This is a genomic window from Rhodococcus globerulus NBRC 14531, assembly GCF_001894805.1.
Taxonomy (GTDB): domain Bacteria; phylum Actinomycetota; class Actinomycetes; order Mycobacteriales; family Mycobacteriaceae; genus Rhodococcus_F; species Rhodococcus_F globerula.
Window position 1 is genome coordinate 23,384 of the sequence record NZ_BCWX01000005.1, and the last position, 20,512, is coordinate 43,895.

Annotated in this window: 20 protein-coding genes; 9 read left to right on the top strand and 11 right to left on the bottom strand. The window is 61.2% G+C overall.

Annotation, left to right across the window (positions count from 1 at the left end; genetic code table 11):
• Position 1 precedes the first annotated feature (1 nt).
• Together gluQRS and RG2_RS23855 are read left to right on the top strand one after the other, a co-directional pair.
• Positions 2 to 925, top strand: coding sequence for a tRNA glutamyl-Q(34) synthetase GluQRS (gene gluQRS / locus RG2_RS23850; RefSeq protein ID WP_051730579.1), 924 nt, complete (start codon positions 2 to 4; stop codon positions 923 to 925).
• Positions 926 to 1,110: 185 nt separating this feature from the next.
• Positions 1,111 to 1,902: an EAL domain-containing protein gene (locus RG2_RS23855; RefSeq protein ID WP_045066463.1), complete on the top strand. Its 792-nt coding sequence runs from the start codon at positions 1,111 to 1,113 to the stop codon at positions 1,900 to 1,902.
• On the opposite strand, the gene RG2_RS23860 is transcribed toward RG2_RS23855, so the two are convergent.
• Positions 1,899 to 2,474 (bottom strand): DUF4190 domain-containing protein, encoded by a 576-nt coding sequence (locus RG2_RS23860; protein ID WP_033235059.1) that lies wholly within the window; start codon positions 2,472 to 2,474, stop codon positions 1,899 to 1,901. The two genes, RG2_RS23855 and RG2_RS23860, sit on opposite strands and share 4 nt — an antisense overlap.
• A 156-nt stretch (positions 2,475 to 2,630) precedes the next feature.
• Here RG2_RS23860 and RG2_RS32640 point away from each other — a divergent pair, with 156 nt between their 5' ends.
• Together RG2_RS32640 and RG2_RS23870 are read left to right on the top strand one after the other, a co-directional pair.
• Complete coding sequence (locus RG2_RS32640; protein ID WP_033235060.1) at positions 2,631 to 3,380, top strand: RDD family protein; 750 nt, start codon at positions 2,631 to 2,633, stop codon at positions 3,378 to 3,380.
• 122 nt (positions 3,381 to 3,502) lie between these two features.
• Positions 3,503 to 4,228 carry a queuosine precursor transporter gene (locus RG2_RS23870; RefSeq protein ID WP_033235061.1) on the top strand — a complete coding sequence of 242 codons (726 nt, stop codon included), beginning with the start codon at positions 3,503 to 3,505 and terminating at the stop codon, positions 4,226 to 4,228.
• On the opposite strand, the gene tgt is transcribed toward RG2_RS23870, so the two are convergent.
• Positions 4,219 to 5,508: a tRNA guanosine(34) transglycosylase Tgt gene (gene tgt, locus RG2_RS23875; protein ID WP_033235062.1), complete on the bottom strand. Its 1,290-nt coding sequence runs from the start codon at positions 5,506 to 5,508 to the stop codon at positions 4,219 to 4,221. The genes RG2_RS23870 and tgt overlap by 10 nt on opposite strands.
• A gap of 197 nt (positions 5,509 to 5,705) precedes the next feature.
• Here tgt and RG2_RS23880 point away from each other — a divergent pair, with 197 nt between their 5' ends.
• From RG2_RS23880 to RG2_RS23900, 5 genes are all read left to right on the top strand, one after another.
• Entirely contained in the window at positions 5,706 to 6,497 is a 792-nt protein-coding gene (locus RG2_RS23880) for an enoyl-CoA hydratase/isomerase family protein (RefSeq protein ID WP_033235063.1), read from the top strand.
• 27 nt (positions 6,498 to 6,524) lie between these two features.
• On the top strand, positions 6,525 to 7,496 hold the full coding sequence (locus RG2_RS23885; RefSeq protein ID WP_033235064.1) for an ABC transporter substrate-binding protein: 972 nt from the start codon (positions 6,525 to 6,527) through the stop codon (positions 7,494 to 7,496).
• Between the two features lie 116 nt (positions 7,497 to 7,612).
• Positions 7,613 to 9,952, top strand: coding sequence for a CaiB/BaiF CoA-transferase family protein (locus RG2_RS23890; protein ID WP_033235065.1), 2,340 nt, complete (start codon positions 7,613 to 7,615; stop codon positions 9,950 to 9,952).
• A gap of 49 nt (positions 9,953 to 10,001) precedes the next feature.
• Entirely contained in the window at positions 10,002 to 10,949 is a 948-nt protein-coding gene (locus RG2_RS23895; protein WP_033235066.1) for a quinone oxidoreductase family protein, read from the top strand.
• Between the two features lie 47 nt (positions 10,950 to 10,996).
• The gene (locus RG2_RS23900; RefSeq protein WP_033235067.1) at positions 10,997 to 12,520 is read left to right on the top strand and encodes a crotonobetainyl-CoA--carnitine CoA-transferase; all 1,524 of its coding nucleotides are present in this window, start codon (positions 10,997 to 10,999) and stop codon (positions 12,518 to 12,520) included.
• A gap of 3 nt (positions 12,521 to 12,523) precedes the next feature.
• On the opposite strand, the gene RG2_RS23905 is transcribed toward RG2_RS23900, so the two are convergent.
• The 9 genes from RG2_RS23905 to RG2_RS23945 all read right to left on the bottom strand — a co-directional run bounded on the left by RG2_RS23905 (position 12,524) and on the right by RG2_RS23945 (position 20,479).
• Positions 12,524 to 13,426 (bottom strand): IclR family transcriptional regulator, encoded by a 903-nt coding sequence (locus RG2_RS23905; RefSeq protein WP_033235068.1) that lies wholly within the window; start codon positions 13,424 to 13,426, stop codon positions 12,524 to 12,526.
• Between the two features lie 166 nt (positions 13,427 to 13,592).
• Entirely contained in the window at positions 13,593 to 14,417 is an 825-nt protein-coding gene (locus RG2_RS23910) for an alpha/beta fold hydrolase (RefSeq protein ID WP_033235069.1), read from the bottom strand.
• A complete protein-coding gene (locus tag RG2_RS23915; RefSeq protein WP_033235070.1) occupies positions 14,417 to 14,737 on the bottom strand; it encodes a DUF362 domain-containing protein in 321 nt (106 codons plus the stop codon). The genes RG2_RS23910 and RG2_RS23915 overlap by 1 nt, the downstream gene beginning before the upstream one ends.
• A gap of 3 nt (positions 14,738 to 14,740) precedes the next feature.
• Positions 14,741 to 15,751: an NAD(P)/FAD-dependent oxidoreductase gene (locus RG2_RS23920; RefSeq protein ID WP_033235071.1), complete on the bottom strand. Its 1,011-nt coding sequence runs from the start codon at positions 15,749 to 15,751 to the stop codon at positions 14,741 to 14,743.
• A 132-nt stretch (positions 15,752 to 15,883) separates the two neighbouring features.
• Positions 15,884 to 16,780: a class II aldolase/adducin family protein gene (locus tag RG2_RS23925; protein ID WP_255285238.1), complete on the bottom strand. Its 897-nt coding sequence runs from the start codon at positions 16,778 to 16,780 to the stop codon at positions 15,884 to 15,886.
• Entirely contained in the window at positions 16,683 to 17,471 is a 789-nt protein-coding gene (locus RG2_RS23930) for an ABC transporter permease (RefSeq protein ID WP_230590189.1), read from the bottom strand. Before RG2_RS23930 ends, RG2_RS23925 begins: the two co-directional genes overlap by 98 nt.
• A 44-nt stretch (positions 17,472 to 17,515) precedes the next feature.
• The gene (locus RG2_RS23935; RefSeq protein WP_051730580.1) at positions 17,516 to 18,355 is read right to left on the bottom strand and encodes an ABC transporter ATP-binding protein; all 840 of its coding nucleotides are present in this window, start codon (positions 18,353 to 18,355) and stop codon (positions 17,516 to 17,518) included.
• Entirely contained in the window at positions 18,352 to 19,335 is a 984-nt protein-coding gene (locus tag RG2_RS23940; RefSeq protein ID WP_033235074.1) for an ABC transporter substrate-binding protein, read from the bottom strand. Before RG2_RS23940 ends, RG2_RS23935 begins: the two co-directional genes overlap by 4 nt.
• A gap of 187 nt (positions 19,336 to 19,522) precedes the next feature.
• Entirely contained in the window at positions 19,523 to 20,479 is a 957-nt protein-coding gene (locus RG2_RS23945) for an NAD(P)-dependent oxidoreductase (protein ID WP_033235075.1), read from the bottom strand.
• Between the last annotated feature and the right edge of the window lie 33 nt (positions 20,480 to 20,512).

The window sequence follows — 20,512 nt, forward strand, 5'->3', positions numbered from 1 at the left end:
CGTGCCGGGATCAGGACGATTTGCACCGAGCCCATCCGGCGATCTACATCTGGGAAACCTTCGCACTGCCCTCCTTGCCTGGCTGTTTGCCCGGACCTCCGGTCGCGACTTTCTCATTCGCGTCGAAGATCTGGATCGTGTGCGGCCAGGCGCCATGGAACGCCAACTGAGTGACCTGCGAGCGCTGGGCCTCGACTGGGACGGCGACGTCGTCAAACAGTCCGACCGACTGCCGCGGTACGCGGACGCGATCACGTCGCTGACCGATCGCGGGCTGACGTACCCGTGCTTCTGCACCCGCAAGGAAATTCAGCAGGCACCCTCCGCGCCACACGCCCCGGACGGCGCCTACCCCGGAACGTGCCGGAATCTCACTCCTTCCGAGCAAGCCGTCAAGCTGGCCTCCGGCCGTAAACCCGCACTGCGCCTGCGTGCCGAGACGACGTCATTCACCGTGCGAGATATGTTGCACGGCAACATATCCGGAATGGTCGACGATGTGGTACTACTCCGCGGAGACGGGGTTCCCGCATACAATTTGGCAGTTGTGGTCGACGACGGCTCCCAGAACGTCGATCAGGTTGTCCGCGGCGACGACCTCCTGACATCAGCACCGCGCCAGGCCTACCTGGCAACACTCCTGGCCATTACACCGCCGATCTACGCCCATGTCCCCCTCGCACTCAATTCCGAAGGCAAGCGTCTGGCCAAACGGGACGGGGCGGTCACGCTCTCCGATCAACGCGACCTCGGCCGCACCCCAGCCGAAGTTCTGACTCTGATTGCGTCGAGCATCGGATTGGCCGAACCTGGTGAAGTAGTTTCGCCGACGGAATTGGCTGATCGCTTCGATCCACAGAAGGTTCCGGGTGACCCCTGGATCTTCACATCTGTCGATCCCCTGGATCCCGTCAAGGAATCTTAGACAATAGTTAATCATTGGCAATTGCCGCTGAGTGAAGTACCGTTTCGGCTTAGGTGAAGGGAACCAGGACGAGGAGCCCTGGGCAGGTTACAAGCGGGGCTTGCCCTCGACATGACCAAAGCACCCGCTGGAGGGCAACCGCGCGGCAGTGCGTTAGGGCGGGAACAGAACGAAAAGGAATCCGCATGGTTCGCGAGCTTCGCGAGGCACTCGACGACCATCAATTCGAAGTGCTGTACCAACCCCAGGTACACCTGGAAACCTCGACTGTTACCGGCTACGAAGCACTCCTACGCTGGCGCCATCCCCTTCGTGGAGTCATCGAACCACAAGATTTCATGCGATCTGCTGAATTGTCCGGCTTGATCATTCCCATCGGATTGCAAACCCTCGACTTGATCTGCGCACACATCTCCCACTGGGATGATCAGTTGAATATCGCGGTGAATTTCTCGCCACGCCAGCTGTCGACCGACAATGCTGCCCGAGAAATAATCGACACCCTTGACCGCTCCGGCACCCCGCACAACAAAGTCATCGTAGAAGTCACCGAACTCGGCGTCGTCGGCCAGAATGCCGCCGCCACGCTGGCGACGCTGCACAAAGAAGGCATCCGGATAGCGCTCGACGATTTCGGAGCCGGCTTTGCGTCCTTTGCGGCTCTGTCGGAACTGCCACTCGATATCCTGAAGATCGACCAGAGCCTCACCTGGGCTCTCAGCGACGCGCAGCACTCGTCCGAGCGGGCATTCATCGTGATGGAGTCCATCGCCGCGATCGCCGACAAACTGGGAATGGAGTCCATCGCCGAAGGCGTCGAGACTGCCGAACAAGCAGCAGCCGTCACTCGCGCAGGGTGTACCACAGGCCAGGGTTACTATTTCGGCAAACCCCTCCCCGCCGACGCTCACACCACCGCAATTCAGGAACCGCCGCTCGCAGTCGCATCACCTGCGCAGCATCGACGCTGGCGTTAGACGGAACCCACCGCCGCTATAAAAATCACGAATATCACCCACATGGCGATAACCGAGGCACCGACGGCAATACCCGCAATCGCGAGCCCACGCCCCTGCTGGCCTGTTTGTTTAATCTGATTGAGCGCGACGACGCCCAGAATTATCGCGACAATCGCGCCGAGTCCGTAAAAGCAACCGCCGACTATCGCCGTCACCAATGACGCGATCGCAAGGCCGTTCGTTCCCACCGGTTGCACGTACCCACCGAACTGGCTGGGAGGTCCGTACTGCGGTGGCTGCTGGTACTGCTGGTACTGCGGCGGCTGTTGGTACTGCTGGTACTGCGGTGGTTGTTGGTATTGCGGTTGTTGATACTGCGCTTGTGGCTCTGGGGTCGGGGTGTACGACGGCGGTGGATAACCCGGGTACTGCTCGATTGGCGATGGTGTCGCCGGAATCTCCCAATACGACTCCTGCTGTCCCGCAGATTCTCCGTAACCTTCCTGCGGGAGGCTGGGAACCTCGCCATATCCGGGTTCAGGCACGTATTTATCGGGAGATATCTCGCCGTTCTCCCCGGAACTCGTCATGAAACGCAGCCTAAACCACAGGTGACATCAACACACGAGGGCGTAAGTGACACCAACATCTATCGCTTATGGCGGTTAAGGTCGTAATCACTGTCACACTCGAATGCTGTGTCCGGCTTGAACGCTTCGACGCGCATTCACGACTGAGGGGAAACAATGACAACCGGCGGTTACGACCCCAACAAGAATCCGAACGACGGAAACCAATCACCACAAGATCCGTACAGCCAGCCGCAATCACCGCCGCCCGGTAGCTACCCACCTCCCGTCACACCTCCCGGTGGCGGCTACCAGCCGACGGGAGGCTCTCCTGCCGGGCCGCCCCCGGGGAATTACCCGCCTCCCGGTGGATACCCGCCCCCGCAGGGGAACTACCCACCGCCCGGTGGATACCCGCCGCCGCCTCAGGGCGGGAACTTTCCCCCGCCGCCGCAGTTCAATGATCAGGGCGCTTACGGCGGATCGACACGACTGCCTTCCGGCGCTCAGCCGGGTGACCTGTGGTTGCGTCTCGCTGCGCGAATCATCGACGGCATCATCGTCGGCATCGTCGCGGCAATTCTCGCAGTCCTGGTCAGTGACGCGGACAGCTTGATTCTGATCTCCGGACTGTTCTCGGGAATCCTGACCTTCGCGTACTTCGTGGGGATGGAAGTAACCCAGGGTTGGACGCTGGGCAAGAAGATGCTCGGCCTTTCCGTGCATGGACCTGCCGGCGCTCCCAAGCCCACACCGCAGCAGTCCGCGATCCGAAATGCGTTCACACTGCTGTCGATCATTCCGATCATCGGCGGTCTCCTCGCGTTTATCGCGTACATCGTCATCGCGGTGACCATCAACAACAGCCCCACCAAACAGGGCAAGCACGACCAACTGGCCGGTGGCACCCAGGTAGTCAAGGGATAACTCAGAGCCCTCGCGAAAGCCCGGCAGTTCCTCGAGGAATTGCCGGGTTTTCTGCTGTGTTCTGGGCAACTGGACGGTCGCCAACTCGCTTGGAGACACCCTGAGGTGCTTGGATTGCGGACGTGACAGCTCAGGATCAGCAAGACTCATCGACTCAAGAGACCAAATTTGCGCACGTCAGCCTCGGTTATTATCCGACGATCGTCGCGCTGTTCACCGCAACGCTGCTGATCTCGAATGTGGCGGCGACCAAGGGGGTCGCCTTCTTCGCGGATTCCGAGTTGTCCCTCGGGCCCTTGCAGATCCTGCCCGTCATCACCGACGGTGGCTTCTTCCTCTTCCCACTCGCGTACGTCCTCGGTGACGTTCTCAGTGAGGTCTACGGCTTCAAAGCCACCCGGCGCGCGATCTACCTCGGATTCGGCGCACTGATTCTTGCTGCCGCATGTTTCTGGATCGCTGTGCAACTGCCGTCGGCGGCCTTCTACGAGAACCAGGCCGCCCTCGAAACCGTCGTCGGTGTCATTCCCCGACTCCTGGTCGCCGGCCTGGCCGCCTACCTCGTCGGACAGCTTCTGAACTCCCTGGTCCTGGTCATGATGAAGAAGCGCATGCAGGAGAAGCACCTGTGGGCACGTCTCATCGGCTCGACCGTCGTCGGTGAATTCGCCGACACCCTCATCTTCTGCTCCATCGCGGCCGGCGTCATCGGCATCAGCACATGGGAAGACTTCATCAACTACGTGTTGGTCGGCTTCCTGTGGAAAACCCTTGTCGAGATTCTGGTCATGCCGATCACCTACCGCGTCATCGCCTACGTGAAGAAGCGCGAACCGACTTACGCCTGAGTCTGCGGGGCCTTCGGGCCGTAGAACTTTCCGAGCATGTCCGCCTTGAAGTCGTGGAAGTACCCGCCTTCGATGCTGGCTCGGATGTCGTCGACCAGCTTCACGGTGAATCGCTCGTTGTGGATGGTGCAGAGCGTCGACGCGAGCATTTCTTTCGCTTTGAAGAGGTGATGGATGTACGCGCGGGTGTAGTTGGCGCAGGTGTAGCAGTCACACTCGTCGTCGATAGGTGTGAAATCACGGCGGAATCGGCTGGTGTTGATGTTGAACCGGCCGGAGCGCACGTAGATCGCGGCATTGCGCGCAACACGGGACGGATTGACGCAGTCGAAGGTGTCTGCACCGTTCTCGATTGCGACGAAAAAATCGTCCGGTTCGCTGATTCCGAGCATGTGACGCGGCTTGTGCTCAGGCAGTTCCTCGTTGCACCAACGCACAATTGTGCCGAGGTTCTGCTTCTCGAGGGCGCCGCCGATGCCGTAGCCGTCGAACCCGTACCCGTTCTCGCCTTCGATCGACTCGAGGCCACGGCACGCTTGACGACGCAGATCCTCGTACTGCGCGCCTTGGATCACGCCGAAGAGAGCCTGATAGGGCTTGTCGGCGCGTTCGGCGGTGAGCTTCTCGTGCTCGTTGATGCAGCGAATCGCCCACGCCTGCGTGCGCTCGACCGATCGCTCCTGGTAACCGCGCGTATTGAGCAGCGTGGTGAGTTCGTCGAACGCGAACATGATGTCGGCGCCGAGCTGATGCTGTATCTGCATCGACACCTCGGGGGTGAACCGATGCTTGCTGCCGTCGAGGTGCGATTTGAACGTGACGCCCTCGTCATCGACCGTCGCAAGACGCTCTTTGCCCTTCGCGATCACGTCGTCGGACTGCACGCCGACGGCTTCCATCGCGAGTACTTTCTTGAACCCCACGCCAAGCGACATCACCTGGAAGCCGCCGCTGTCCGTGAAGGTGGGTCCGTCCCAATTCATGAATTTGCCCAGGCCACCAGCCTCGTCGATGATGTCGGCACCCGGCTGCAAATACAGGTGGTACGCATTTGCGAGAACCGATTGCGTGCCCAATTCCTTGATCGACTCGGGGAGCACAGCCTTGACCGTCGCCTTGGTCCCGACCACCACGAACGACGGCGTCGCGATATCGCCGTGCGGTGTGTGGATGGTGCCGGTTCGTCCGAGCCGGTCCTCGAGTCTGGTTCCCATCGTGAAAATCGACTCGGGGCGCTTGTCGACAGCGGGCTCGGGCTGGGTCGGCACTACAGAAGTCACGGACTCAATCCTGTCACAGGACTAAAAATCGCCGTGATCACGGCAGAACGCGCAGCAACAGCATCGATCTTCGATCCGGCCCTGGTCTACTGACCGAACCCGAGATGTATCGCCGCGCAAGAGTCCCACTCCATACTTCCGGGTGAGTAATCGCCGTTTCGACCGGCGTAAACCTCCAACCCGATACAGGAGCAGACTTGACGACTCATACCGGGCAGTCATACAGGTTCGTCACCGTCGACGTCACAGACTCGATCGCCACCGTGACCATCGACAAACCTCCCGCCAACGCGTTCAATCCCAGCCTGATCGCCGAACTTCTGGAACTACTGCCGGTACTCGCGTCGGACCAGAGCATCCGCGCCATCGTCATGACGGGCACTGGCCGGTTCTTCGTCGCCGGCGCCGACATCACCGTGATGCGCGAGCTGACCGAAGAGACTCAGCGGGCGATGCGCCCGTGGGTCGAGGTACAGCGGATCCTGGAGACGGCTCCCAAACCCGTTATCGCGAAGATCAACGGGCACGCACTCGGTGGCGGCGCCGAACTGACGTTGGCCTGCGACTTCCGCGTTATGGCACAGTCGGCGACCATCGGTTTTCCCGAGATAGGCCTCGGACTGTTTCCGGGTGCGGGTGGCAGCCAACGGCTTCCGCGCCTCATCGGCGCACACCGAGCCAAAGTGCTCATGATCGAAGGCAATCGACTGAGCGCCGAGCGCGCACACGACATCGGCCTGGTCGATGCTGTCGTTGCAGACGACGACCTAGATGCACACTGCGCTGACCTTGCGCGTGAGCTCGCATCGAAACCCACTGCCACCATCGGGATGATCAAACGCATTGTTGACGAGGGAATGTCGTTGCCGCTCGATCAAGCGCTGGACCTCGAATTCGACGCAGTGCTCGAACTGATCAAGACGAACGACGCTGCCGAGGGACTTCAGTCATTCCTCGACAAGCGCTCCCCCATCTTCACCGGACGCTGAAAGCTCCCCCTTTACCGAGAGGCCATCATGCTCAACAGATTTCAAAAGAAATGGGTGGGCGCGATCGCTACTCTCGCCGCCCTGTCGATCGCCGTCAGCGGATGCACCCGTCCCGCTACCGACAACTCCGCGGAAAGTGGTGGCCTGGTACGCATCGCTGTTGGTGTGGACCCGTCGTACGCTCCGATCTTCTTAGCTGACCACGAGGGCATGTTCGAGGCCGCTGGTCTCGACGTCCAGGTCATCCAGACGGAAGGCGGAGCAGCGGGTGCTCAGAACGTTGTAGCCGGAACTTCGGAGCTATCCGGCAATGCCGACTCGACAGCGCTGTCCGTCATGGCTGCCAACCCGAGCCTGCGGGCTCTTGGTGTCTTCCAGGAATCCGACCGGTACTTCCAGGTTGTGCTGCGCAATGGCCTCGAACCGAAGTCGATCAAGACCATGGGCGTCTTCCCCGGTATCGGTCTCTACTTCACGAACCAGTACCTCGCCAGCCTCGGCATCGACCCCGCGACCGTCACACTCGTGAGCACCAGTCCGCCCGAGCAGCCCGCGTTACTGGCGCGTGGCGATATCGACGGCTTCCTGTCCTTCGACCCGTGGGTGACACAGAGTTTGAATACCGGTGGACGCGTAGTTGCCACGACCGGTGATTTCGGCGCCAAGTACGCGCAGTGGATCATCGCGTCGGATAACTGGTTGTCCGCGAACGAAGAAACCGCAGGCAAGGTGTTCAAGGTGATCTCGGAAGCGTCGGCAATCGTGAACTCGGATCCAGATCGGGCGGCAACCGCAATTGCCTCGGCTATCCAGATGGACCCGGCCGAGGCTGCCGACCGGGTGGCCCAAATCGATTTCGGCGGGCGCGGATTCACCGATGACGATGTGGAGCGGGCAAACGAACTGGTTGCGTTCTTCCGCGAGCAGGGCAAGATCTCCGCAGACATCGATCCGTCGGCTGTACTTCTCTCGGGATGGGTCGAGCAGAACGCAGCCTGAGCGGCGTGTGAGAACGGGTCCGGTGGGCAGACCGGAATCATGTCGCCCACCGGACCCGAGAACTACGTTCGACACCAGTCGGTTCGGCGATATCTTTCGATTGAAACGGAGTAGTTGTGGTGCATCCCCCGGTACGGGTCGTAGAGATTTCCAGTCCGTTTGCGCGATTCGCCGGGCGCATCCTGGTCGGGCTGGGTTTCGAGGTCATTCTGGTAGAACCACCCACCGGTGACCCGAGTCGCGCCGAGTCCCAGGGTGATTCGTACCTGCATTGGCATGCGGGAAAGAAGTCGGTGGTTCTCGATCTGGGCGACAGCAACGACCGCGCCGAATTCGACACACTACTTCGCAGCGCGGATGTCCTGCTCGACGGCAGCGCGACCGGCGTTCCGCTAGAGCGCCGAGGCTCCCTCGTGCATGTCCGGGTGACGCCATTCGGCACATCGGGTCCCCGAAGTGAGTGGCAGGCAACCAACCTGACCGTAGCAGCGCTCGGCGGAATGATGGCTCAGGTCGGTGATCCCGAACACCCTCCACTCCTGCTCCCCGAACTCCAGGCTGAGCAGCTCGCCGGAATCAACGCCGCAATCGGCGTGCTGCTCGGACTGCGTTCGCGGTCCACGGGCCAGAACCCGTTGCTGGAGATCAGTGCTCAGGAATGTGTTGCCGCCGCGCTGGAAGCGGGCACTCTTGCCTACATTCACGAGGACCGTGTCCCGCCGCGTCCTGGCCGCGTACATCCACTCGTTCCGCACGGACTGTTCCAGGCCGCCGACGGTTATGTCGGTGGCGGCCTCGGCGGTAGCCCCCGTATGTGGGACGGCATGCTGGCCTGGCTGATCGACAACGACGCCCAGGACGATCTCGACCAACCCGAGTGGTCCGACGCGGTCTACCGAAAGACACACCAGGAACACATCTTCGACGTTCTGTCAGCCTTCATCTCAAAGTGGCCGAAGGAAGAATTTGCAGTCAGCGCCCAGTCTCGCAAGTTGCCGTGGGCAGCGGTCGACCGGCCCGAAGAACTCCTGCGCAACCCACAACTCAACGACCGTGACTTCTTCACTGACGTGACCGGGGATCACGGCACCTACCGCGATCTCGGGTTCGGCTTCGCTTTCCCCGAAGGCCACCGCATCGGAACGCTCGAGGCCGCCCGGTTGGGTCAGCATCAGGAACTCTTGTCCACCAACACGACTGTGGCAGTGCATGAAACTCAGGAGTTCAGTGACACGGGCGCGCTCAGCCTCGACGGTGTCCGCGTGCTGGATCTCACCTGGGTGCTGGCCGGCCCGTACGGCACCCGAATCCTCGCCGACCATGGAGCCGAAGTCATCAAGGTCGAATCGATCGGACGCCCGGACCCAACTCGCTTCGCACCGTTCATGCATCTGTCGCGCGGGCCTCATGACAATCCGAACACCAGCGGGTACTTCAACGACGTCAACCGAAACAAGCGCAGCATCACGCTCGATACCCGATCCGCCGAGGGTCTTTCGGTCCTACGCGACCTGATCAGGAAATCCGACGTCGTGGTCGAGAATTTCAGCTCGTCGGTCATGGACAAGATGGGGCTCGGCTACGAACAACTGCGGGAACTCAACCCGGACATCATCTACGTGTCTATGTCCGGGATGGGTCACACCGGCCCTCGCAAGGACTGGGTATCGTACGCCGACATCGTATCTGCAAGTACCGGATTGACCTCGCTGACCGGTTGGAACGCCGACGATGTTGTCGGAGTCATCTACGGCCACGGTGACATAGTTGCCGGACTGCAAGCAGCAGTCGCGGCGCTGGCAGCTCTCGACTACCGCGACCGGACAGGGCGAGGCCAGCACGTAGACCTGTCACAACTCGAAGCCATGGCAGCGCACATGGGCACCAGTGTTCTCCGAGCGGCTCGCTCACAGTCCCCCGATCCGATCGGCAACAGCCACTGCGAACTGGCGCCGCACGGCGTGTACCCGTGCCACGGCGCAGACCGGTGGTGCTCGATTGCCATCCGCGGCATGACGGAATGGAATACGTTGTGCCGCATCATCGGAGCGGAGCACTGGATCGACAATCCCGATTTCAGGAGCGTGGAGGGTCGCCGAGCCAACCTCGAACGAATCGACGACGCGATCGCCGACTGGACCCGGACTCTGCCACCCGAAACCGTCATGGAGCGCCTGCAATCGGCGGGAATCGCGGCAGGCGCCATCCAGGACGGACGTGACCTGGTCGACGGTGATCCGCATCTGCGGGCACGCAATTTCTATTCCGTACAGGAACACCCCCTCGCGGGAACATTCCTCCACGAGGGCATCCCTGTTCGCCGCAACTCCGAACCCGGTTCGATTCGGCGCGCTGCACCGGTGCTGGGCGCGGACACCGACGACGTCCTGAAGTCGGTCCTCGGCTACAGCGACAAACGGATCACCGGACTTCGCGACCAGTCGATCCTGTCCTGACCGCACTCATATTCGTACAACCATTCACAGATCGCTACAAGGAGACACAATGCGCGCGGCCCGACTCCATCAGTTCGGCACCTCACCGGTAATCGACGACATCGACATTCCCACGCGTGAATCCGGCCAGACCCTGGTGCGGATCGACGCTGCTGCGCTCGGCCATCTCGACATCACCGTCGCGAGCGGAAACTTCGGAGTCAAGCCGAATCTCCCGCACATCGGTGGAACCGACGGAGCCGCGACGGTAGTCGAATCCGACACGTACGAGCCGGGCACTCGCCTTCTGGTCCGAGGCGGTGGCGTCGGCCTGTTCAAGAACGGTTGCTGGGCCGAGTATCTGGTGGCAGCAGACAAGGCCTTCACACCGTTTGATCCCGCACTGTCGCCGGCCGTTGCCGCAACGTTCTTTCTGCCAAGCACAACTGGCTACGTGGCCGTGAATGACGTTGCGGCCGTTGCAGCCGGCGAACGTGTGGTCGTCGCCGGAGCGTCGGGTGCTGTCGGATCGATGGCAGCGCAGTTCGCTTTGCTCGCAGGAGCGTCCGAGGTGCTCGGTGTTGTACCGCGCGAAGATCAAGCTGCCCTGATCCCGGAAGGTGTGCGTCCCGTCGTCGGGCAAGGTGACGAACTGGCCGGTGTGCTGGGATCCGAGCCTACCGTCGACGCATTGATCGACACGCTGGGCGGTGACGGCTTGCCCCATCTGCTGGCAAGTGTTGTCCCCGGCGGCCGGGCGGCCCTGATCGGATACACGTTGGGTAAGAGTCTCACGCTGGACTTGCCGAACTGGTTGCTCAGCGACGTCCGGATCCTGCCCGTCAACATGATTCGCAAGACTGCCCGCCAAGCTGAACTGGCACCCGAGATGATCCGACTGCTCATCGAAGGCAAGATTTCCGTTGCAGTGCAGGAATTTCCGTTGGATGACATCGCAAGTGCACTGCAGTTGATGGGTGAGGGCAAGGTTGCCGGTCGGGCGGTCGTCGTACCCTGAGAGGGATACAATTACGCACCCTACGAGCCATCGGCAAGGAGTCGTTCATGCCCTGCGACACACATGCCATTCCGCGCTCGCTTCCGGATTTGATCCGGAGGCGAGCTTTGGAGCGTCCGGAGCACCCGGCCCTTGTCGTCGGCGGGATCACGGTCACCTACCGCAAACTGCTCGAACGCGCTGCGTCGATGGGGTCTGCTCTCCGCAGCGCGGGTGTCGGCCGCGGGGAACGTGTGGCGGCACTGTCCGGCAACAGGATCGAACTGGCAGACCTTGTTCTCGGATGCGCGTGGATCGGCGCGGTGGCCGTTCCGCTCAATACTGCTCTTCGCGCCGACAGTATTGTCAGCGCACTCGAACAAGCTGAAGTGCAACGCATCCTGGTTTCACCCGAATGCGCAAACGTTGTATCCGGATTCGATGGCACCGTGTGGGTCATGGGCGAACCACACGTCCCCACGGCCGGTTTGAATCCGGGTTGTGAACCCGAAGCAGTGGATCCCCTCGACATGGCCGCGATACTCTTCACTTCCGGCACCACCGGTATACCCCGGGGTGTGCGATGCCCGCATGCGCAGTTCCTGCAGTGGGGCAAAAGCGTTGGCGCCTCGTTGGGACTCACTCGCGATGATGTGCTGTACAACTGTCTGCCCCTGTTTCACACCAATGCTCTCAATGCCTTTGTTCAGTCCGTCTGGGCCGGGTCTACTTTTGTCTTGGGACAACGGTTTTCGGTCCGTAATCATTGGAGTGAGGTTCGTGAGATCGGGGCGACTGTCGACTATCTGCTAGGTGCGATGGTTGCGATGCTGATCAACGCGGACCCCGCACTACACGACCGGCAGCACAACATCCGGATTGCCTTGGCGCCCGCAACCCCTGCGCATCTGATCGAACCGTTTGCCAAGAGATTCGGTGTGGAACTCGTGGACGGATTCGGAAGTACCGAAACCAATCTTGTGATCGGCACGCTTCCCGGAAATCGACGGGCCGGATACATGGGCACCGTGATGAGCGGCTACGACGCTGCGGTGATCAACGACGGTAGCGCCGTACCCGACGGAGTGCCTGGCGAACTGGTTGTCCGCACCACGGTTGCCGGCTCGTGCTCACAGGGCTATCTGGGCGACCCGATTCCGGAGCCAGGCAGTTGGATCCACACCGGCGACAGGGTGATTCGTGATGCAGACGGCTGGTTCCGATTTGTCGATCGCATCAAAGACGTGATTCGAAGGCGAGGTGAGAATATTTCCGGAGCCGAGGTGGAAACAGTTCTCGCGCTGCATCCGTCGATCAGTCAGGTTGCCGTCTTCCCGGTGCCGTCGGAGCTGGCCGAGGACGACGTCATGGCGACTGTAATACTCCGTCCCGGTGCCGATTTCGATCCCATCTCGATTCTGGATTCTGCCCAGCAACAGTTGCCGTACTTTGCCCTCCCGCGGTACATCGACATCGTGGATTCGTTGCCACTCACCGAAACCGGGAAGGTGCAGAAAGCACCGCTGCGCGAGCGGGGCGTTGGCCAACACACCTGGGACAGCGAGAAGAGCAAGTTCAGCGCACGGCGGTAGAGCCTACTTGCCACAGCCGTTGAACGAACACATCACCGGACTGCAAATCGTACGCAGTGCGAGCGGGTCACTCGGTGAATGCGTGCACTTCATGGCATGAAGTTTGCGGGTGATCCCGACGCCTGCTGTGCGCAGGGCCCCGGTGATGCGACTGACGTTGAGCCGAGCCGTCGGCGCTGTCACGGACAACGCACCGGCAAGAGTGCGCGGGCCGCTGAACACCGGTACCGCGACGCTCATGTAACCGAGCCGCGTCTCCTCGACCTCCACCGCGAGCTGTTCCTTACGCATCCGCTCGAGTTGCTGTCGCAGCACACCGACTGACATCGTCGTCCGACTGGTCAAGGCGGTGAAACCCTGCTCGACCACCTCGTCGAAGACCGATTGCGGCGAGAAGGCAAGGATGATCTTGCCGGTGGCGGTGCAGTACAGCGGGAGCCGGCCGGCCACCCGCGACTGCTGATTGAGGCCGCGGTGTCCGATGATCTTCTCGATGTACAGGACGTCGATGCCGTCCCGCACCGCAAAGTGAACCGTCTCCTGTGTCGCCAGCAGCAGGTCCTCCATGTAGGGCAAAGCGGCGTCCCGCAGAATCCGCTGACGGGGCACCAACTGGCCAAGCTCGAACAATCGCAGGCCGAGCCGATACTTTGTGCCCGCGCGCTCGAGCAGTCCCCACTCGACCAGCTCGCCGGCCAACCTGTGAACCGTGGCTTTCGCGACCCCACTGCGCCGAGTGAGTTCCGTCAGAGACAAGTCACTGTGGTCGGTGTCGAAAGCGTCCAAGATCATTCGAGCCTTGCCCAGGACCGAGGACAGCTCTCCTGCGGGCTGCAACGGCGCAGCAGCACTTGGCGCGATGGGCAGTACTGATCCGAACCCGACGGATTGTTGTGGAGCGGCCATGAGTGTCCTCCTGAACGATCTGTGACAGCCTGCCGAGCCCGATTGCCACGGGACCGAATCAGTCGGGGTGCTCGTTGGGTGCAGGTGCTTTCGGAACCGACACTATGGTGACCATACGATGAGACGCACGCCACACGGTCCGCTCAGTGAACCCGTCCCGCAGAGTTTACACGGGGCGCCTACCTGCGTAATTCTCCAGAAACATGCGGACGGCGGATGAAATCTGCGGGGCGTGCTCTTCGATGAGCGCTACGGTCCCGGATTCGACGATCTCTGTTTCCACCACTGCCGCACTCGTCAGATGTGCACGCAGCGGGGCGACATTAGGCATCGAAAAGGGATCTCTCCGCGCGCCGATCAGCAAAACCGGCGCGGTCACCGAACCGATTCTTTCCTCCATGACGTAGCGAGCACAGGCTTTGTGGCCCTCCGCCGGATCAACCCGGTAGGCAAGCGCGTCCCGGATGAACCTGTCGAGCAGCGCGGTGCCGGGTTCCGGGTAGTACGGCCGTCGCATCTCCCACAGACTGGTGAGATGGCTGCCGTCTGCAGCTCGGTCAACGCAGTCGATCCCACCGGGTCCCGAGTGCCCCTCGCGGTAGTTGCGGTCGGCCCACGGGCACGACGAGAGCACGGCGGCGGCTACCCGCTCGGGGCGCGATGCCGCCATCTCGAGCGCCACTGCCGCTCCGGTGTGGTGGCCGAGAACCGTGACTCGGTCGACGCCAAGCCCGTCGAGCAATTCCCACGCACCTCGCGCATAGGTCTCGATGGTCTGCGGCCCGGGCACCGGAGCACTGTTGCCGTACCCCGGCATGTCCATCGCGACCACGTGGAAGTCGGCGGCAAGAAGTGGGATGAGCTCGCGGAACTCGTCCGACGAACGGGGTGCCTGATGAAGCAGGAGAATCGTCTCACCCGAACCTTGCTGCGCGTAATGCAATTGCCCGAAGGACGAATCCACGTATCCGAATCGCGTGCCGCTTCCCATCAGAACGCCGCAACCATCGGAGTGTCGACGCCGACAATATCGATCTTTGCCGAACCACCCGGATTTCCGACGGGTTCACCGCGGGTGGGCAAGATGTCGAGGAAGAAGCGCTTGTTGTCTTCCTTGAAGTCCGGGTCTGCCTTGCGGTCGACGGTGATCGCCTCTACCGGGCACGCCAATTCACAAGCGCCACAGTCGATGCATTCATTCGGGTTGATGTAGAGCTTGCGATCACCTTCGTAGATGCAATCCACGGGGCATTCTTCCATGCATGATCGGTCCGTGTAGTCGATGCATGCTTCACCGATGACAAATGCCATTGCCTAACCCTCCTGTTCCGTAGAGTGTCCGGGAAAGATCTCCGCTTCCGGATCCAGCACGGCCGCAGCGTTGTTCACAGCAGTCGCGGCTTCGCCGAAGCCGACGGCAATCAATCGGACCTTCCCGGGATAATCCGTGATGTCCCCGGCTGCGTACACGCGCGGAACATTGGTTTCCATCCGCGTGTTGACGGCGATATGGCGATTGTCGATCTCCATCCCCCAGTCCATCATCGGGCCCAGGTCAGCGGTGAATCCCAGTGCTGCGATGACAGATTGAGCCGGCAACGTGGACGTGCTCTTGTCCAGTTTGTGGGTGATGTCGACCTCGCCGATCCACCCGTTTCCACGTACCTCCGAGACATCCGCGTTCACAAGAACCTGGACACTGCTGTCCTGAACTTTGGCAACTGTGGATTTGTGCGCGCGGAATCGATCTCGTCGGTGAACCAGAGTGACGGACTTGGCAATCGGTTCGAGGTGGACAGCCCAGTCGAATGCGCTGTCGCCGCCGCCGACGATGACAACGTCTTTCCCCGTGTGCGCCGACAGATCCGGGACGAAGTAGCTCAATCCCCGATTCATGAACTCCGAACCCTTCGTCAACGGACGGGGCGTGAAAGTTCCGATGCCGCCGGTGATGACAACCGCGCCGGCGACCACCACCTGGCCTGTACTGGTGGTGATTCGCACCCGGCCGGCGTCATCATGCGACAACTCACGAGCCTGCATACCCAGCAAGTACACCGGATCGAATGGGGCAGCCTGGGCAATCAAGCCCTCGATGAGATTGCGTCCCTTGACCGAAGGGAATCCCGCAATGTCGAGGATTGCCTTCTCCGGGTACATCGCACTGACCTGTCCCCCCGGTTCCGCAAGGGCATCGATCACGGCAACGGAGAGGCCGCGGAAGCCTGCGTAGTACGCGCCGTACAGCCCGGCGGGGCCGGCACCAATGATCAGAATATCGACGCCGATCTCGTTGTCGGCCGCCGTGGAAGACGTTGTGTTCACACCCGATACGGTATTGCGCCGACGGATCCTCGCAAATGAAACCGGTCCGCTCAACAGACCTCGGTAACGTTTGCGGGACAACATGAAAAGAGCCCGCCGACCTTTCGGTCGACGGGCCCGTACTCACGAAATTCAGCGCGCGAACACCTCGGGTTCGTCTGCCGCAATCTTCTGGATGATGGTCGAGTAGGCAAACCACCCCACCTTCTCGGTGCCCACAGCCTCGTAGGTCTGCGCAGCGATCTTCTCGTGCAGGACAACCGGATCACCGGCGGCTCGCGCCGCCAATTCTGCCTGCATCGAACGCTCCATCGACACGTACCACCACACTGCGCTCTCGACAGAGGTTCCGACAGTCAAATGGCCGTGATTGGTCAGGATCACCGCTTTGTTCGATCCGAGGGCCGTCGCAATGCGAATCCCCTCCTCTTCATCGAGCGCCACCCCGTGATACTCCTCGTAGATCGAGTGGTCCTCGTGAAAGGCGCACGCGTCCTGAGTGATCGGAGCGAGGCGGCAGTGCAGCGAAGAGAACGCCTTGCCGTTCAGACCATGTGCATGAACAGCTCCGATCACATCGGGACGGGCCTCGTGAACCTTGCTGTGGATGACAAATGCTGCGCGGTTCAGCGGTCCGTCGCCGGAAATCACCGTGCCGTCCGATGCCACGTGCAGTAGTTCTTCGGGCTGGACCTGGGAGAAGTGCCGACCGAACGGCGCCGTCCAGAACGTTTCAGATTCTTCGGGATCTCGGGCCGTGATGTGTCCCGAGATTCCTTCGTCCAAACCGAATTTCGACAGTATCCGATATCCGCCGATGACGGCGGTCTTACGTCGACGTCGTTCGCTCTCGACGTCGGAGAACTCGGGCGGGCCAGGAATTCCGGCCTGCTCTGCAATGCTCAGCGGTTTACTCATGCTGCGCTCCTGACTATTTGACGCCGTAGCGGGCGAGGTACCGCGAGGACAGAATTCGGAGAATCCGGTCGAAGATGAAGCCCATGATGCCGAGGACGATGATGCCGACAAACGTCCAGTCGATTCGACCGTAGTTTCGGGCCTGCCAGATCATCGAGCCGATACCCTGGTCGGCGGCGACGATCTCCGCCGACACGATGGTGAGAAAGCTGTTACCCATGGCCAGGCGAGCACCGGTGACGATACCCGGGATCGAAGACGGCAGGACCACCGTTTTCATGATCTGCAGCTTGCCCGCACCAAGATTGGCTGCGGCCTGCAATTTGTTCTCGCTGATCGCAACAGTCGCGGCGATCGTGCTGACCGTGACGATGAACACCGAGGTGTAGAAGATCAGAACAACCTTCGACGTCTCACCGATGCCGAACCAGACGACGGCAAGAGTGACAAATGCGATCGGCGGAATGAACCGGAAGAACTCGATGTACGGATCGAGGAGCTGTCGTACGATGGCGATGCGGCCCATCAGAATTCCGACGGGAGCGCCGATCACGACGCCCAGAAACCAACCGATCAGAATTCGCTGACCTGACGCAGTGATCGACGACCACAGAACGCCGCTTTCCCACAGTTCCTGTGCCGCAGACCAGACCTCGGCCGGTGATGCAATCGTGGTCGGTCCGTACCACCACGCCAGGAACGACCAGATACCCAGACCGATTGCCGCTGAAGCGGCATACATCAGTGTCGCCTTGACAATCTTGGATCGCCGCGCCGACGAACGCTTTTGCGTCTGTGTCACCTTTACTGTTCTCACACCGGCTGAACCACCGGTCACTACAGCCGTCACAGCTCGTCCTCCTCAATGCCTTGGTTCCGCAGCGACGCAACCACTTCTGCCCGAATGTCGTCGCGCAGCTTCTCGTAGAGTTCGATCACCTCGGGATCGTTACGGTCCCTGGGACGAGCCGCATTGACCTCGTAGACGCTCTTGATCCGAGCCCGCGGGCCGGCCGACATCACAACCACACGGTCAGCCAATGTCAGCGCCTCGTCGATATCGTGAGTCACGAACACCACGGTGCATCGAGTGTGCCGCCAGATACGGTCGAGTTCGGTCTGCAGAACCTGACGAGTCTGAGCGTCCAACGCACCGAACGGCTCGTCCATGAGAACCAGCGACGGTTGGTTGGCCAGAACTCGTGCGATCTGAACACGTTGCCGCATACCGCCGGAGAGCTGCGAGGGGAACTTTGCCCCGGCGTGGGGCAAGCCGACCATCGCAAGGTACTCGGCGGCGATACTGGCCTGCTCGCTGCGGTTCGCTCCGCGCATCCGGGGTCCGTACGCCACGTTCTGGCTTACGGTCATCCATTCGAATAGCGCTTCGGAACTCTGAAACACCATGCCTGCGTGGCGGTTACTGCCGTCGACGACGTCTCCGTCGCACACAATCTCCCCGGCACTGGGTTCCACGAAACCGGCCATGGACGACAGCAGCGTCGACTTACCGCAGCCACTCGGCCCGAGCAGACATACGAATTCACCGGGCTGCACGTGCATATCGATTCCGGCGACGATCTCCGCCGCGCCGAAACTGATCCCGAGGTCGACCACGTCGATGGCCACACCCGTGTTCTTTTTACCGGGGCCGGTCGTGCCCGTACTACTTGTTGCGATACTCACTGTGCACCATCCTTGTACCAATCCAGAAGCATTGCCGATTCGAGATCCGGCTGGTCACTGAGAACACCGATCGACTTGTAGAAGTCGACGATCGACTGTGCCGACTCGATATCCGCAGCTTCGAGATTCACGACGGAGAAGTCGATCTCGTCGACCGCGGCAATAGTCTGATCCTCACTGACGTTCACAGCGGTCTTGGTCGCGGACGCTGCAGCTGCAGGATCCGACTCGACCTTGCGCGTTGCTTCGTCGAGCACCTTCGCAACGGTCCGCGCGGTCTCTTCGTTGGCCGACAGCCAGGGAGCCGTCGTGATCGCCCAGTGATGGTAGAACCAGCCGTAGTCTCCGGTGACTGCCACTACGTGGCCGGTGCCCTGATCCAGGGCTGTTGCCGGCCACGGCTCCCACAGAACAAACCCGTCGATGTCGCCGCGGCTGAGCAGCGCGGGCATGTCCGTCGGGGTTGCCGAGATCATTTCCACCGAGCCGGGGGCAATCGAATTGGCCGCGAGATACTTGTCCGTCGAAATCTGGCTCAGACCCGGGACGATGCCCATCTTCTTGATCGCAGCCGGTGAGTCGACGCCGTTGCGCAGCACAACCTTGATGTAGTCGCCCGACGCCTCGTACGAATACATCGCGCGCAACGACGGATTCTGACGCAACTGGGCGATGGTTGTCGTATCGGAGCTACCGGCGATCTGGACCTGCCCGGTCGAGAGTGCGTCGACGGCCTCGCCACCACGACCGAATTGGACAAGTTCGACGTCCAGACCTGCGGCGTCGAACATACCTTCCTGATCCGCCACGAAGAACGGAGCATAGGAAGCGTCGATTCCGACTGCGATACGCAGTGGTCCACTTCCGGCGGAATCAGCTGTGCTTTGCGTCGCCGGGCGGCTGCATGCGCCGGTTGCAACGGTCAGCAGCAGCGCAGCCGAAACAAGAGCAGTCCTTCCAAACTTTGACAGCGAGGCCATCTACTCACACCTTTGTTTGTGATCTGTGCCGCAGTTGCGGGTTGTGGAGAGCAAACCTAGCCGTGCCTACCTATGACCGAGAACCAACCGGGTCCACCGTGCGGACCGGGGACAGGAACTTACCTGGGCGAAACACCGCACCTGGAGGAACGTGCGAACCGAAATACTGCGGTAACACGGCCTTCGGTCACAATGTCCACCGAATTGTCTGCTTGCGCAGCGCGCCTGCGACATTCTGCGCCGTCATCGAGTAGATCGACGCACGCGCTCCGGCGCTGCCCCCTGCGACGTGAGGACTCAAGAGCGTCGAATCGAATCCGCGAAGGGGGCTCGAAATCGGCAGTGGTTCAACGTCGAACACATCGAGGGCCGCGCCGCCGATATGCTTCGAACGCAGAGCTCGTGCCAATGCAACGTCCTCGACAACAGCGCCGCGTGCCACATTGACGACGATCGCGCCGTTGGGCAACTGCGAAATTCGATCGGAATTGATCAGTCCCCGAGTTGATTCCGTGAGCGGGACGGCGAGCACCAGGACGTCGGAGAGAGGCAACAGTTCCTCGAGCGATACAAAGGTCGCATTCATAGGCTCGCGCGGTCTCGAACGCGCGGTGACGTAGACATCACAACCAAAGGCCCCGAACAACTCTGCACACCGACGGCCGATCGAACCGACCCCTACTACGCCGACCCGGCGCTGCGCCAAGTCGCGACAATCTCGCGTCAAGATGGATTCCTGTGGCCAGGACCCGCCGGTGACCTCGTTGTGCGCCCAGAACATGGAGCGGCACAACGCACCTGCCGCCAGCACTGCCCATTCCGCAACCGATTCCGCGTTGGCGCCGGGTGTATTCGCGACCGGAACCCCGAAGGCGCGCCACGCATCCACGTCGATGAAATTGGTTCCGGCACCTGGCTGTTGGACAAGGAGTAGTTGCCGTCCGAGTTCGGCTTCCTGCTTGCCGAGCGGCAGATCACCACTCCAGTCACCCACCACGACATCACACATCGGCAACAGTGCATGTAGTGCTTCCGTAGTGCGCTCGGGCAAGCGAACTACCTCGGCCTCACTTCCCACGGCGTCACGGATCGCGCTGCCAAGTCCGTTGTCGGCGTCTGCCGTCAGTAGAAGTACTTTCTTCACGAGAACTCCTCAGGGTGAGACGATGACTGTACC

What these genes read in the sequence shown, in the direction of transcription:
- RG2_RS23855 (WP_045066463.1), top strand. Translation starts at nt 1,111, where the DNA reads ATGGTTCGCGAGCTTCGCGAGGCACTCGACGACCATCAATTCGAAGTG.
- RG2_RS23860 (WP_033235059.1), bottom strand. Translation starts at nt 2,474, where the DNA reads ATGACGAGTTCCGGGGAGAACGGCGAGATATCTCCCGATAAATACGTG.
- RG2_RS32640 (WP_033235060.1), top strand. Translation starts at nt 2,631, where the DNA reads ATGACAACCGGCGGTTACGACCCCAACAAGAATCCGAACGACGGAAAC.
- RG2_RS23885 (WP_033235064.1), top strand. Translation starts at nt 6,525, where the DNA reads ATGCTCAACAGATTTCAAAAGAAATGGGTGGGCGCGATCGCTACTCTC.
- RG2_RS23895 (WP_033235066.1), top strand. Translation starts at nt 10,002, where the DNA reads ATGCGCGCGGCCCGACTCCATCAGTTCGGCACCTCACCGGTAATCGAC.
- RG2_RS23900 (WP_033235067.1), top strand. Translation starts at nt 10,997, where the DNA reads ATGCCCTGCGACACACATGCCATTCCGCGCTCGCTTCCGGATTTGATC.
- RG2_RS23905 (WP_033235068.1), bottom strand. Translation starts at nt 13,426, where the DNA reads ATGGCCGCTCCACAACAATCCGTCGGGTTCGGATCAGTACTGCCCATC.
- RG2_RS23910 (WP_033235069.1), bottom strand. Translation starts at nt 14,417, where the DNA reads ATGGGAAGCGGCACGCGATTCGGATACGTGGATTCGTCCTTCGGGCAA.
- RG2_RS23915 (WP_033235070.1), bottom strand. Translation starts at nt 14,737, where the DNA reads ATGGCATTTGTCATCGGTGAAGCATGCATCGACTACACGGACCGATCA.
- RG2_RS23940 (WP_033235074.1), bottom strand. Translation starts at nt 19,335, where the DNA reads ATGGCCTCGCTGTCAAAGTTTGGAAGGACTGCTCTTGTTTCGGCTGCG.